The organism is Streptomyces sp. NPDC051243 (assembly GCF_044455405.1).
Taxonomy (GTDB): domain Bacteria; phylum Actinomycetota; class Actinomycetes; order Streptomycetales; family Streptomycetaceae; genus Streptomyces.
Genome location: NZ_JBITES010000004.1, coordinates 582,689 through 594,900, shown reverse-complemented (window position 1 = coordinate 594,900; position 12,212 = coordinate 582,689). Strand labels below are relative to the sequence as shown.

The following is a 12,212-nucleotide window of genomic DNA, read 5'->3' as shown; positions in this document are numbered from 1 at the left end:
GCTCCCGGGGGCGGCGCCTCCCCGACCCGGCGGGTCCTGCCGGTGAGCCGTACGCTGACCGCGTGCCACAGGACTCCCCCACAAAGCGCGTCATCGTCGTCACCGCTGTGCACGGCCCTTCGGCGGCCTTCCTGCCGGAGGCCCACAAGTCGCTCGACGCGCAGGAGTTGCCGGCGGGCTGGGAGTGGCACTGGGTGATCCAGGAGGACGGGAGGACTGACGAGGTCCGCCCGTACGTCCCCGACGACGCGCGCGTGACCTTCCGTCAGGGCCGCCCCGGTGGCCCCGGAGTGGCCCGCACCATCGCGCTCGCGCACGCCGAGGGCGAGTACGTGAAGATCCTGGACGCCGACGACCAGCTCACGCCGGGGGCGCTGGCCCGTGACGTGGACGTCCTGGAAGCCGACGGCTCGGTCGGCTGGACGACCTCCCGCGTCCTGGACCTCCTGCCGGACGGCTCGACGGCCGGTTTCCCCGACGACCCCGACGACGGGCCGATCGAGCGCGGCGCCGTGCTCGACTTCTGGAAGGCGCACGACTTCCGCGCCCAGGTCCACCCCGCGACCCTCTGCGTACGCCGCGACCTGCTGCTCGGCCTCGGCGGCTGGATGGCGCTGCCGGCCTCGGAGGACACCGGCCTGCTGCTCGCGCTCGGCTCCGTGAGCCGGGGCTGGTTCTCGGCGGAGGTGGGGCTGCTCTACCGCAAGTGGGAGGGCCAGATGACGGGTCAGCGGGCGCACGTCGACCGGGAGGAGCGGGCGGCTCGCATGGCAGTGGTGGAGGCCAGGGCACGGGCACTGGGCTCGTTCGGCTGGCGCTGCCCGCCGGCCAGTCGGTGATCGGCCCCGCCATCCGGCCCGCCACTCGGTGATCAGCCCCGCCACCCGGCCCACCACCCGGCGATCAGCCCGCCACCCGGCCCACCACTCGGCCATCCACCAGCCGTCCGGTGACCCACCCACCGTCCGGTGACCCACCGTCCGGTGACCCGCCCGCTGTTCGGCGATCCGCCTGCTATTCCGTGAGGGAGATGGCCTGGGACGGGCACTTCTCGACGGCCTCCCGCACCCGCGGGTCGGCGCCGCTGTCCTCCCGTCCCGGTCGCACGACGCCGTACTCGTCCACGAACTCGAAGACCGAGGGGGCGCGGTGGACGCACTCGGCAGAGCCGTAACAGAGGTTCGGATCGATGGAGACCTTCATCCGCGCTCCCGTCGTGGACCGTGGCCGGGCTTTCATGACTGGACTGCCCAGCCGCCGAACCCTCCTAATCCTCTTGGCCCTCGCGACCCGCGCGCCAAGCCCTACTGGTCAAAGGGGAGTTCAAGCATCCGGATCGCGTTTCCGCGCAGCAGCTTGTAGGCGACCTCGTCGGAGAGCCCGCCGACGTGCTCCTCGGCGACCCGCCTGGTCTCCGGCCAGGTCGAGTCGACGTGCGGGTAGTCCGTCTCGAAGGTCGCGTTGTCGACGCCGACCGTCTCGATCGCCTCGATGCCGTGCTTGTCGCGGAAGAAGCAGCAGAAGATCTGGCGGTAGTAGTACGTCGACGGCGGCTCCGGGATCAGGTCCTTCACGCCACCCCAGGCCCGGTGCTCCTCCCAGACGTCGTCCGCGCGCTCCAGGGCGTACGGGATCCAGCCCATCTGACCTTCGCTGTACGCGAGTTTGAGCCGGGGGAACTTCACCAGGACCCCGGAGAAGAGGAAGTCCATCATCGACGCCATGGCGTTGTTGAAGCTGAGGGACGCCTGGACGGCGGGCGGGGCGTCGGGGGACGCGGCCGGCATCTGCGAGCTGCTGCCGATGTGCATGTTGACGACCGTGCCGGTCTCCTCGCAGGCCGCGAAGAACGGGTCCCAGTAGCCGGAGTGGATGGACGGCAGTCCGAGGTAGGTGGGGATCTCACTGAAGGTCACCGCGCGTACGCCCCGCGCCGCGTTCCGGTGGATCTCCGCGACGGCGAGGTCGATGTCCCACAGCGGGATGAGGCACAGCGGGATCAGCCGGCCGCCGCTGTCGCCGCACCACTCCTCGACCATCCAGTCGTTGTAGGCGCGCACACAGGCCAGCCCGACCTCCTTGTCCTTGGCCTCGGCGAAGGTCTGACCGCAGAAGCGCGGGAAGGTCGGGAAGCAGAGCGAGGCCTCGACGTGGTTGATGTCCATGTCCGCCAGCCGGGCCTTCGGGTCCCAGCAGCCGCGCCGCATCTGCTCGCGCGTGATGCCGTCGAGCGTCATCTCGTCCCGGGAGAAGCCGACGGCCGCGATGATGCGCTTGTACGGGAAGAGGTCGCCCTCGTACTCCCACCAGTCGGTGATCTGGCCGTCGGGGTCCGTGGTGAAGCGGTACTTCCCGCCGACGTACTCGAGTTCACCGATCCCGGCGGTCAGCGGCTTCGGGCCCCGGTCCCGGTACTTGGCCGGGAGCCAGGTCTCGAAGAGGTGCGCGGGCTCGATCACATGGTCGTCGACGCTGATGACCTTGGGCAGGTCCTTGCCGACGGCCCTGGGCAGGTCCTTCGTGCCGCTCTCGGTACTGGCCACGCTTACCTCCCGAAGCGCCTTATCTGACGGTCCATCAGATTTAGGGTCAGGGTAGTGCCGTATCGGGAGTCCCGCCAAGGGTTCCGGCCCGGGGGCCATGGGGCCATGGGGCCATGGGTTCCGGCCCGGGTGCCATGGGTTCGGCCCGGGTGCCATGGGTTCGGCCCGGGTGCCATGGGTTCGGCCCGGCGGGCCAAGGGCTCGGCCGAGGGCCGGGTCAGCCGTTCCAGCTCTCGTCGTACGGATCCTTCGGCGCCTTCACCGGCTTCGCCTCCGTGACCTGGATGTACGGGATCGGGCCGCCGTTGACCGGGTCCTCGGCGCGGCGTGGGGTGTAGGTGCCGGTGATCTGGAGCCAGGTGTCGGGCTGGAGGACCGGTGGGACCTGGCCGGTCAGGGCCACCTTGACCGGCCGGCCGTCGGCGGCGCAGCAGTTGAGGGCCATACGGACGAGGTAGGGGGTGCCGTCGGGGTCCAGGGCCAGGAAGCCGGTGAGCCTGATCCGGCGGTCGCGCAGGGTGCGGCCGTGGTCGTAGACGGCGCGGCCCGCGTAGTCGACCACGCTGAGGGGCAGGGGGTCGGCGGCCGGGAGGGCGGGGTAGGCGAGGGGTTCCTGGAGGGCCGTACCGGTGCGGGTCGCGCTGTAGGAGCCGAGGGCGGGCGGGGCGACCAGGATCAGGGCGAAGAGGGGGAGGACCAGGAGCCAGGAGACGCGGGGTTCGTGGTGGTGGGTCTCTTCGTCCTCACGGTGTCGATAGTGACGCTGGGCCTCGTCGCCCTCGCGGGGCTCATGGTGGCCGTCGTCGGCCCGGGAGACGTGGGCCTGCTTCCGGCTTCGCGCCCGCTTCAGCTCGTACCACACCGTCGCCACCGCCGCCGCGATCAGCACCGCGCCGGCCACCAGCACCAGCGGACGCAGGCCCTGCTTGACGTACCGCAGATAGAGGTCGGTCGTGCCCGCGTGCAGCAGGGACGCGCCGAGCAGGAACAGGACGGCGGACTGCGCCTGGCGGTTCACAGGATCACCCAACCGGTCAGCACCGACACCCCCACGGCCAGCGCGAACGTGGCCGGTGCGAAGCGCAGGGCGAAGGCGCGGCCGAAGGTTCCCGCCTGCATCGCGAAGAGCTTCAGGTCGATCATCGGGCCCACGACCAGGAACGTGAGCCGGGCCGTGAGCGAAAACTGCGACAGCGACGCCGCCACGAACGCGTCCGCCTCCGAGCAGATCGACAGCAGCACGGCCAGGACCGCGAGGACGAGGACCGACAGCACGGGGTTGTCGGCGGCGGCCCGCAGCCAGCTCTCCGGGGCCACCGCCTTGAGGGTCGCCGCCGCCATCGCGCCGACCACCAGGAAGCCGCCCGCGTGCATCACGTCGTGCCGGACCGAGCCCCAGAAGGCCTCGCCCTTGGTGTGGCCGTCGTGGGAGGGGCGGGTCGGTGGCTTCAGCCAGTCGGTACGGCCCAGGCGCAGCCACAGCCAGCCCATCGCGCAGGCCACCAGGAGGCTCGCGACCAGCCGGGCGAGAACCATCTCCGGATCGCCGGGAAAGGCGACGGCCGTCGCCGTCAGCACGATCGGGTTGATCGCCGGGGCGGAGAGCAGGAAGGCGAGCGCCGCGGCCGGGGTGACGCCCCGCCTCACCAGTGCCCCCGCCACCGGCACGGACGCGCACTCGCAGCCGGGCAGCACCGCGCCCGCCGCCGAAGCGACCGGTACGGCGAGGGCGGGGCGGCTCGGCAGCGCCCGGGCGAAGAAGGACGGCGGCACGAACACCGCGATCGCCGCCGAGAGCAGCACGCCGAGCACCAGGAAGGGCAGTGCCTGCACCATCACCGCGACGAACACCGTCGTCCAGCTCTGCATGACCGGGGCGGAGAGCGCGCGGCGGATCGGGCTCTGAAGGAGCACCAGCACGACCATCAGCATGGTGAGGAGGAGGGGGGAGTTGAGGTGCCGGCCCTCCTCCTGCGGCCTCGCCTGCTGCTCCCTGTGGTCGTCGGTCCCCTGCGGGGCCGCTTTGCTGATCGCCACGGGCGAGGTACCTCCGGTGGTGCGGAAGGGCGCTGGTTTCCCTCCCCTCTCATACGGCCGGCGGGGCGCGGTCGTTCAGGTGCGAGGGACCGCTTCTGGAACCACCCGTCACATTGAGGCAGTCTTTTCCCTCGTGGGGAGCGTTCCGAATCAGGGATTCCAGGGCTTAGGGAATGACACCGCCGCGCAGATGGTGGTGTGCGGCGACGACGGGCTGGCGCATCGGCTGGCCGACGAGTTGCGCGGTGTGTACGGCGAACAGGTCACGCTCGTCGTGCCGCCATCCGAGCGGACGGTACGGACGCCGGTCGTGGGCCGGGCCCGGGCGGTGTCGGCGGCGTTCATCGACCGGATGATGAACGCGGCCGTCAACCGGACGGTCAGCGGGACCGGCGGCGGCACCGGCGGCAGTGAGCCGGCCGGGAGCATCCGGGTGGTGGAGGCCGCCGAGGCGACCGAGGAGAAGCTCGCCGAGGCGGGCGTGGAACGGGCCGCCGCGCTCGCCCTCGTCTATGACGACGACGAGACCAACATCCGCGCCGCCCTCACCGCCCGCCGCCTCAACCCCCGCCTCCGGCTCGTCCTGCGCCTGTACAACCGCCGGTTGGGCCAGCACATCGAGGAACTCCTCGACCAGGCGGCCGCGTTGGCGACCGGCGTGGGTGACGCGGGGCTGGACGCCTCGACAACCGTCCTCTCCGACGCCGATACGGCCGCCCCCGCGCTGGCCGCCACCGCCGTCGCCGGCACCACCAAGGTCGTACAGACGGACGGCCTGCTGCTGCGCGCCGTGGAGCGCCCGCCGCTGCGTCCCGGTCAGGCGCCGCCTTCCGGGCTGGCCACCCTGGCCGTGCTGTCCAGCAACGACCCGGCCGGAGCGGCCGGTTCGGAGGGCAACGGGGAGCACGGTCCGCTGCTGCTGCCGGACGCGGCGGCGGTGCGGGAGGCCGAGGGGCGGGGAACGGTCGTCCTGGAGCAGGTGTCGTACGCGGGCCCGTCCCTGCCGTCCGGCAGAGGGGTCGTACCGTCGTTCGGGTCCCTGTTCTCGCGGCGGTTGAGGTGGTCGCTGGCCGGACTGGTGGGGTGTGTGGCGGCGCTCGCCGTGGCGCTGACGGTGGTGACCGGCGAACACCCCCTCTACGCGACGTACATGACCCTCCTCGATCTCTTCGCCATCAACGAACCCGCGCTCCACCAGTCCCTGGCCCGCCAGATCCTCCAGCTCCTGTCCGGGCTGATGGGACTGCTGCTGCTTCCGGTGCTCCTGGCGGCGGTGCTGGAGGCGCTGGGCACGTTCCGCACCGCGTCCGCCCTGCGCAAACCGCCGCGTGGGCTGGGCGGGCATGTGGTGCTGCTCGGCCTCGGCAAGATCGGTACCCGGGTGCTGACCCGGCTGCGGGAACTGCACATCCCCGTGGTGTGCGTCGAGGCCGACCCCGAGGCACGCGGGCTCGCGACGGCACGTCGGCTGCGGGTGCCGGTGGTGCTCGGGGACGTCACCCAGGAAGGCGTCCTGGAGGCGGCCAAGATCCACCGGGCGGACGCGCTTCTCGCGGTGACCAGCGCGGACACGACGAACCTCGAGGCCGCACTGTATGCCCGGTCCGTACGGCCCGATCTGCGGGTCGTCCTGCGTCTGTACGACGACGACTTCGCCACCGCCGTCTACCGCACCTTGCGCGCCGCGCACCCCCACGCCTCCACCCGCAGCCGCAGCGTGACCCATCTGGCCGCGCCCGCGTTCGCCGGGGCGATGATGGGGCGGCAGATCCTGGGGGCGATTCCCGTCGAGCGGCGGGTGCTGCTGTTCGCGGAGGTGGATGTCGCGGGCCATCCACAGCTTGAGGACAAGACCGTCGGCGAGGCCTTCCGGGCGGGCGCCTGGCGGGTACTGGCCCTGGACCGGACCCCACGGGAGGGACGCCCCGAGGAACGCCGGGAGGAACCGGCGGTCGAGGAGGCGTACGAGGATTCCCGGGCGGGCGGCCATCCGTCGGGGTGGGTGTGGGACCTGCCCGACACCTACGTGCTCCAGAAGGACGACCGGGTGGTGCTGGCCGCCACGCGACGGGGGCTGGCGGAGCTGCTGGGGAGGCGGTCACGGGAGCGGGCGGGGGCGTGACGCCGGGGGTGTGACGCCCGGGGCGGGACGCCGGGGGGTTCTTCGCCCCCGCCGCCCCTCAAACTCCCCCAAGCTCTTCGAGCAGGGGGGACCCCAGACAGGCCGAGATTGCGGGCCGGCGTCTAGGAATCCTGCCCCTTCCTCAAGTGCCGCTCCGCGAAGTCCAGTTCCAGCCGTACCTGCTTGATCCGCTCGTCCACCACCAGCGAGCCGTGTCCGGCGTCGTAGCGGTACACCTCGTGGACCGCGCCTCTGGTCTCCAGGCGCTTCACGTAGTTGTCGATCTGGCGGATCGGGCAGCGCGGGTCGTTCACGCCGGCCGAGATGTAGACCGGGGCCTTCACCTGGTCGACGTAGGTGAGCGGGGACGACGCCTCGTAGCGCTCCGGCACCTCCTCCGGTGTGCCGCCCAGGAGCGTGCGGTCGAGGGCCTTCAGGGACTCCATCTCGTCGTGGTACGCCGTGACGTAGTCGGCGACCGGGACCGCCGCGATGCCCACCGTCCACGCGTCCGGCTGGGTGCCGAGGCCGAGCAGGGTGAGGTAGCCGCCCCAGGAACCGCCGGTCAGGACGATGCGGGACGGGTCGGCCAGGCCGGACGTCACCGCCCATTCCCGGACCGCCGCGATGTCCTCCAGCTCGATCAGTCCGACCCGGTGCTTGAGCGCGTCCGTCCAGGCGCGGCCGTACCCCGTCGAGCCGCGGTAGTTCACCCGGACGACCGCGTAGCCGTGGTCCACCCAGGCCGCGGGGCCCGCCGCGAACGCGTCGCTGTCGTGCCAGGTCGGGCCGCCGTGGATGTCGAAGACCGTGGGGAGCGGGCCCTCGGCGCCCGCCGGGCGCTGCACGAGGGCGTGGACGCGGCCGCCCGGGCCCTCCACCCACACGTCCTCCACCGGGACCGAGCGGGGAGACTTCATGCCGGGCGGGTCCAGCACGACCCGTCCCGTCGTCGACCGCACCGCCGACGGCTCGGCCGCCGACGACCACAGATACTCCACGCTGCCGTCCGGCCGGGCCGTCGCCCCGGACACCGAGCCCGCCGGGGTCGGGATCCGCACCAGCTCACGCCGGGCCAGGTCGTAACGGAACAGCTCGCTGCGCGCCTCGAAGCTGTGCACGATCAGCAGACCGGTCCCGTCGGGATACCACTCCGCGCTCACATCACCCGGCAGCTCCAGCCCGAGGTCCGTCTCCTCCCCCGTCGCCACGTCCCACACCAGCGGCTCCCAGCGGCCGCGCCTCTGGTGGCCGATGAGCAGGCGCGTGTCGCCGTCGACCGGGGCGAAGCCCAGGACCTCCAGGCCGAGCTCCTCGGAGCCGCCCTTGGTGTCGTCGAGCTCGGCGACCGTCGAGCCGTCGGGGCGCAGGACGCGCAGTGCCGAGTGCATGGCGTCGCCGTGCTCGGTGTGTTCGATGGCGATCAGCGTGCCGTCGTGCGACAGGTCGCCGACGCCCGCGGACTCACGGTGGCGGTAGATCTCCGCGGGAGGCTCGCCGGTACGGGCCAGATGGATCGTCGTGCCGTCCTCGTCCGTGGAGCGGCCCACGATCGCCGTACGGCCGTCGCGGCCCAGAGCGAGGCCGGCCGGGTACGAGGGGTCCAGGCCCGGCGCCGCCAGCTCGTCCTCGCCGCCGCCGAAGCCCTGGCGGCGCCAGACGCCGAACTCGTCGCCGTCCTTGTCGTCGAACCACCAGATCCACGCGCCGTCCGGCGACAGCACGCCGTCCGTCGTGCCGTTCGGCCGGTCGGTCACCTGGCGCTGCTCGCCCGTCGCACGGTCCCAGGCGTACAGCTCGTACGTCCCCGTGGCGTTGGACACGAACAACGAGCGGTCCGGGGCGTCCTCCGCCCAGTCGGGCAGCGACACCCGGGGCGCCCTGAAGCGCTTCTCCCAGTCCGGCATGTCCTTGTCCTGCATGTGGTGATCCCGCGAATCGGACCCGTGGCTCTCAGTCATGGGCCCATAGTGCCTGGCCCGGCCGACAATCCGCTGCCGAGGTCCCCAGCCTGTGGATAACTTCGCACTCACGTACTCCCCGGCGCCTGCGGACTGGGATCACGCAAACCGCTCGGTACGGGACCGCGGTACAGGACTGCCGTGCAGGACGCGGTGCGGGACCGGGGCTCCCTGCTCGAAGGGCCCGAGAGGGCCCGGCGCTTCCTCAGACCCTCCACCATCGACAGCGTTTACGCAGGTCAAGGCCATTGTCAGTGGCGGGGTGCAGACTGCTTGGCATGACCGATCTGCGGAAGACAGTCGAGAGGTTCTGGGCCACCGCCGAGGCCCGGGAGTGGGACGCGTTCGCGGACACACTCGCCGAGGACGTGACGTACACGCTGCCCCAGACGCGGGAGCGGATCAGCGGCCGGGAGCGGTATGTGCAGTTCAACCGGGAGTATCCGGGTGACTGGCACCTCCGGATCGAGCGGATCGTCGCCGAGCCGGGCCAGGTCGTGACCTGGGCCCACGTCACGGTGGGGCTGGAGGAGATGTACGCCGTCTCGTTCTTCACCGGCGACGGGAGCGGCCGGATATCCACGATCACGGACTTCTGGCCGGAGCCCTACGAGCCACCGGCCGGCCGCGAACACCTCACCGAACGGTACTGACCCCGCGGCCCGGCCCTGCGCAGGAGCCCCGTACCGTTGAGGGCGTGTACCGGTTTCTGCTGACGCCCCGTTGGTGGGGGATCAACCTCTTCGTGCTGCTCGCCATCCCCTTCTGCGTGTTCATGGGGTCATGGCAGCTGGGCCGGTTCGAGGCACGGGTGGAGGACCATCGCAGCGCCGGCGAGCAGGCCGCGGAGAACAAGCGGGAGGCGGCCCGTCCGCTGGCCGAGCTGCTGCCCGTGGACAAGGCGACGGTGGGCAGGCAGGCCACGGCGAGCGGACGGTACGGCGAGCAGTTGCTCGTGCCGGACCGGGAGCTGGACGGCAAGCGCGGCTACTACGTCCTGACACTGCTGCGCACCGACGACGGCAAGGCCCTGCCGGTCGTGCGGGGCTGGCTGCCCGGTGACGCCGACCGGGCCGAGGCCCCGGCCGCACCCGGCGGCGAGGTCACGGTCATGGGGGCGCTCCAGGCGTCCGAGGTGCCGGGCGAGAACGGCGTGCCCGCGCAGGGGGGCCTGCCGTCGGGCCAGACGGGGGCGATCAGCGCGGCGTCGCTGGTGAACCTGGTGTCGTACGACGTCTACGACGCCTGGGTCACCCTCAACAAGGGCGACTCCGGCATGAAGGCCGTACCGGTGGCTGCCGCCAACGACACCGGCCTCGACCTGAAGGCGTTCCAGAACCTCGGTTACACCGGTGAGTGGTTCGTCTTCGCGGGCTTCGTGGTCTTCATGTGGTTCCGGCTGCTCCGCCGTGAGGTGGAGTTCGCCCGGGACGCGGAGTTGGGTCTGGCGCCGGACGAGGAGCGCGTTTCCAGCCCGTCCGGGGTCTGAGGACGAGGCCCTTTCAGGGCTGAAGCGGCCAAACCTGTGGAAGCGGGGCCCGGGGGCGGCAGCCCCCAGCCGGCCCACGGCGGCGAGCGACGTGCGGCGCCACTCGCTACGCCCCCGTCACCACGCCCGTCCAGTACACGGTCCCCGCACACGCGTTGGACACCACCACCGTGGCCGTCGGGCCGCCCGCCTCCGTCGTGTTGGCGATCGTGACGCTTCCGTCGACCGTGGTGTCCTCCCTCATCAGCTGGGTGGAGGTTCCGGTGTCGCCGCCCGTCGAGGTGCCGTCCGTGGTGCCGGAGTTGACCTCGGTCGGGGTCGGGTCGGGTGTGGGCTCCCCTGTGGGGCCGCCGCTGGTCTCGCCGTTCGTGGGGCAGGTTTCCGAGGGGACCCAGGCGAACTTCACCGCGTACGACTCGCCCGGCTTGAGGACCAGCGAGGTGAGCTCCTGCGACGGGTCGGGCAGGCCGGCCGCCGGGTCACCGGCGGCATGCCGGGACACGAAGACCTTCGCCGGGTCCGCCGCCCCCGCGGGCACGGCACTCACCGTGCCCGGGCCGCTCACGACGCAGTCGGTGGTGGAGACGTTGCTGAAGCCGAAGGTGCCGTACACCGTGCCGGACGAGTCCGCGGCGTCGGCGGCCTGGCTCGCCACGCCGAGCTGGTCGGCGGTGCACGCGGCGACGCCGGCCGGGCTGGTCTCCAGGGGATTGTCGGGGCTTCCGGAGCCGGCACCCGGGCCCGTGCCGGTGCCCTTGTCCTCCTCCTTCTCGCTCCCCTGGCCCTTGTCCTCGGTGCTACCCGAGGAGCCGCCGGAGGTGCTCTCGCCGCCCGCCGTCTCCTCGCCCTGCCCGGCCCCGCCCTGCGCCTGTTCGCCATGGCCGGCGTTGGTCGAGTTGACACTGGAGTCGGTGACGTTGGAGACGTGCACCAGGGCCGGGACGGCGGTGCCGACGAAGAGGCACGCGGCCGCCATGCCGACGAGCGCCTGCCGCTTGCGCGCCCGCCGCGCGGGCACCGCACGCCGCAGATGGTCCAGCGTGCCGTCGCGCGGCTCGATCTCCTGGACCGCCTGCTGCAGCATGCGGCGCAGCGCCAGCTCGTCCGATTCGAGCCCTTCGGGGCCCTGGTCATCGGGGCCGTGGTTCACAGTTCCGTTCCCAGCGTGCGATTGCTTCGGCTCTTGCTTGTCCGACCCCCCGGCCGGACCATGGCTCCCCCGCCGTCCGAACGGCGTGGGGGGATCCCCCGAGGGCTGGTGGGGGACGTGCGGGGCACGCCGCCCGTCCTTGTCCTTGCTCATGCCGGCGCCTCCATGGCGACCCGCAGCGCCGCGATGCCGCGCGAGCCGTACGCCTTCACCGAGCCCAGCGAGATACCGAGCGTCTCGGCGACCTGGGCCTCGGTCATGTCCGCGAAATACCGAAGGACCAGCACCTCGCGCTGGCGGCGCTGCAGGCCCTTCATGGCCCGGATCAGCGAGTCGCGCTCGAGCTGGTCGTAGGCCCCCTCCTCCGCGCTCGCCATGTCGGGCATCGGCTTGGACAGCAGCTTCAGTCCGAGTATGCGGCGGCGCAGGGCGGAGCGGGACAGGTTGACGACGGTCTGGCGGAGGTAGGCCAGCGTCTTCTCCGGGTCCCGGACGCGCTTGCGCGCGGAGTGGACGCGGATGAACGCCTCCTGGACGACGTCCTCGCAGGAGGCGGTGTCGTCGAGGAGGAGGGCCGCGAGACCCAGCAGGGAGCGGTAGTGCGCCCGGTAGGTCTCGGTGAGGTGGTCGACGGTCGTACCGGCCGCCGCGGTGTTCTCGGCGTGGTCGGCGCCGTCGCGCTGACTGGGGATGCGGGCGGGCCGCGCTGCGGGCATGGGCGCGATCACCGGCATGCCGCCGGGCACGCCGGACCTGCCGGGCCGGCGGGGCGGCCGTAGTGCCGTACCGCGGGTCGCCGCACTGAAGTCGAGTACCTCTGCCACGCCAGTTGGACACGCGTCCCCCCGCGAGGGTTGTACGTGCCGGACGTCACTTTTGCGTCAGTCCCCGCGACCGACCCACAGGCCCC

11 protein-coding genes are annotated in these 12,212 nt (G+C 72.1%); 4 read left to right on the top strand and 7 right to left on the bottom strand.

Annotation, left to right across the window (positions count from 1 at the left end; all coding sequences use genetic code 11):
• Positions 1-62 precede the first annotated feature (62 nt).
• On the top strand, positions 63-839 hold the full coding sequence (locus ACIBAG_RS13300; protein ID WP_399104290.1) for a glycosyltransferase family 2 protein: 777 nt from the start codon (positions 63-65) through the stop codon (positions 837-839).
• Positions 840-1,014: 175 nt separating this feature from the next.
• Here ACIBAG_RS13300 and ACIBAG_RS13295 read toward each other — a convergent pair whose 3' ends face one another.
• From ACIBAG_RS13295 to ACIBAG_RS13280, 4 genes are all read right to left on the bottom strand, one after another.
• Positions 1,015-1,203 carry a ferredoxin gene (locus ACIBAG_RS13295; RefSeq protein WP_031482691.1) on the bottom strand — a complete coding sequence of 63 codons (189 nt, stop codon included), beginning with the start codon at positions 1,201-1,203 and terminating at the stop codon, positions 1,015-1,017.
• A gap of 101 nt (positions 1,204-1,304) precedes the next feature.
• Positions 1,305-2,543: an amidohydrolase family protein gene (locus ACIBAG_RS13290; RefSeq protein WP_399104288.1), complete on the bottom strand. Its 1,239-nt coding sequence runs from the start codon at positions 2,541-2,543 to the stop codon at positions 1,305-1,307.
• Between the two features lie 217 nt (positions 2,544-2,760).
• Complete coding sequence (locus tag ACIBAG_RS13285) at positions 2,761-3,561, bottom strand: TIGR03943 family putative permease subunit (protein WP_399104286.1); 801 nt, start codon at positions 3,559-3,561, stop codon at positions 2,761-2,763.
• Complete coding sequence (locus ACIBAG_RS13280) at positions 3,558-4,580, bottom strand: permease (protein ID WP_399104284.1); 1,023 nt, start codon at positions 4,578-4,580, stop codon at positions 3,558-3,560. Before ACIBAG_RS13280 ends, ACIBAG_RS13285 begins: the two co-directional genes overlap by 4 nt.
• A gap of 190 nt (positions 4,581-4,770) precedes the next feature.
• Between ACIBAG_RS13280 and ACIBAG_RS13275 the strand changes: the two genes are divergently transcribed.
• Positions 4,771-6,702, top strand: coding sequence for an NAD-binding protein (locus tag ACIBAG_RS13275; protein ID WP_399104282.1), 1,932 nt, complete (start codon positions 4,771-4,773; stop codon positions 6,700-6,702).
• A gap of 122 nt (positions 6,703-6,824) precedes the next feature.
• On the opposite strand, the gene ACIBAG_RS13270 is transcribed toward ACIBAG_RS13275, so the two are convergent.
• Positions 6,825-8,663 (bottom strand): prolyl oligopeptidase family serine peptidase, encoded by a 1,839-nt coding sequence (locus ACIBAG_RS13270; RefSeq protein ID WP_399104280.1) that lies wholly within the window; start codon positions 8,661-8,663, stop codon positions 6,825-6,827.
• 278 nt (positions 8,664-8,941) lie between these two features.
• On the opposite strand from ACIBAG_RS13270, the gene ACIBAG_RS13265 reads away from it, so the two are divergent.
• Together ACIBAG_RS13265 and ACIBAG_RS13260 are read left to right on the top strand one after the other, a co-directional pair.
• The gene (locus ACIBAG_RS13265) at positions 8,942-9,316 is read left to right on the top strand and encodes a nuclear transport factor 2 family protein (RefSeq protein ID WP_399104278.1); all 375 of its coding nucleotides are present in this window, start codon (positions 8,942-8,944) and stop codon (positions 9,314-9,316) included.
• A 44-nt stretch (positions 9,317-9,360) separates the two neighbouring features.
• The gene (locus ACIBAG_RS13260) at positions 9,361-10,152 is read left to right on the top strand and encodes an SURF1 family protein (protein ID WP_399104276.1); all 792 of its coding nucleotides are present in this window, start codon (positions 9,361-9,363) and stop codon (positions 10,150-10,152) included.
• 106 nt (positions 10,153-10,258) lie between these two features.
• Here ACIBAG_RS13260 and ACIBAG_RS13255 read toward each other — a convergent pair whose 3' ends face one another.
• Both ACIBAG_RS13255 and ACIBAG_RS13250 read right to left on the bottom strand, forming a co-directional pair.
• Complete coding sequence (locus tag ACIBAG_RS13255; protein WP_399104274.1) at positions 10,259-11,302, bottom strand: hypothetical protein; 1,044 nt, start codon at positions 11,300-11,302, stop codon at positions 10,259-10,261.
• A 149-nt stretch (positions 11,303-11,451) separates the two neighbouring features.
• Complete coding sequence (locus ACIBAG_RS13250; protein ID WP_078662370.1) at positions 11,452-12,126, bottom strand: SigE family RNA polymerase sigma factor; 675 nt, start codon at positions 12,124-12,126, stop codon at positions 11,452-11,454.
• Positions 12,127-12,212 lie beyond the last annotated feature (86 nt).

Excerpts from the sequence above, each read along its gene's own strand:
- ACIBAG_RS13270 (WP_399104280.1), bottom strand. The coding sequence starts at position 8,663 with ATGACTGAGAGCCACGGGTCCGATTCGCGGGATCACCACATGCAGGAC.
- ACIBAG_RS13275 (WP_399104282.1), top strand. The coding sequence starts at position 4,771 with ATGGTGGTGTGCGGCGACGACGGGCTGGCGCATCGGCTGGCCGACGAG.
- ACIBAG_RS13295 (WP_031482691.1), bottom strand. The coding sequence starts at position 1,203 with ATGAAGGTCTCCATCGATCCGAACCTCTGTTACGGCTCTGCCGAGTGC.
- ACIBAG_RS13265 (WP_399104278.1), top strand. The coding sequence starts at position 8,942 with ATGACCGATCTGCGGAAGACAGTCGAGAGGTTCTGGGCCACCGCCGAG.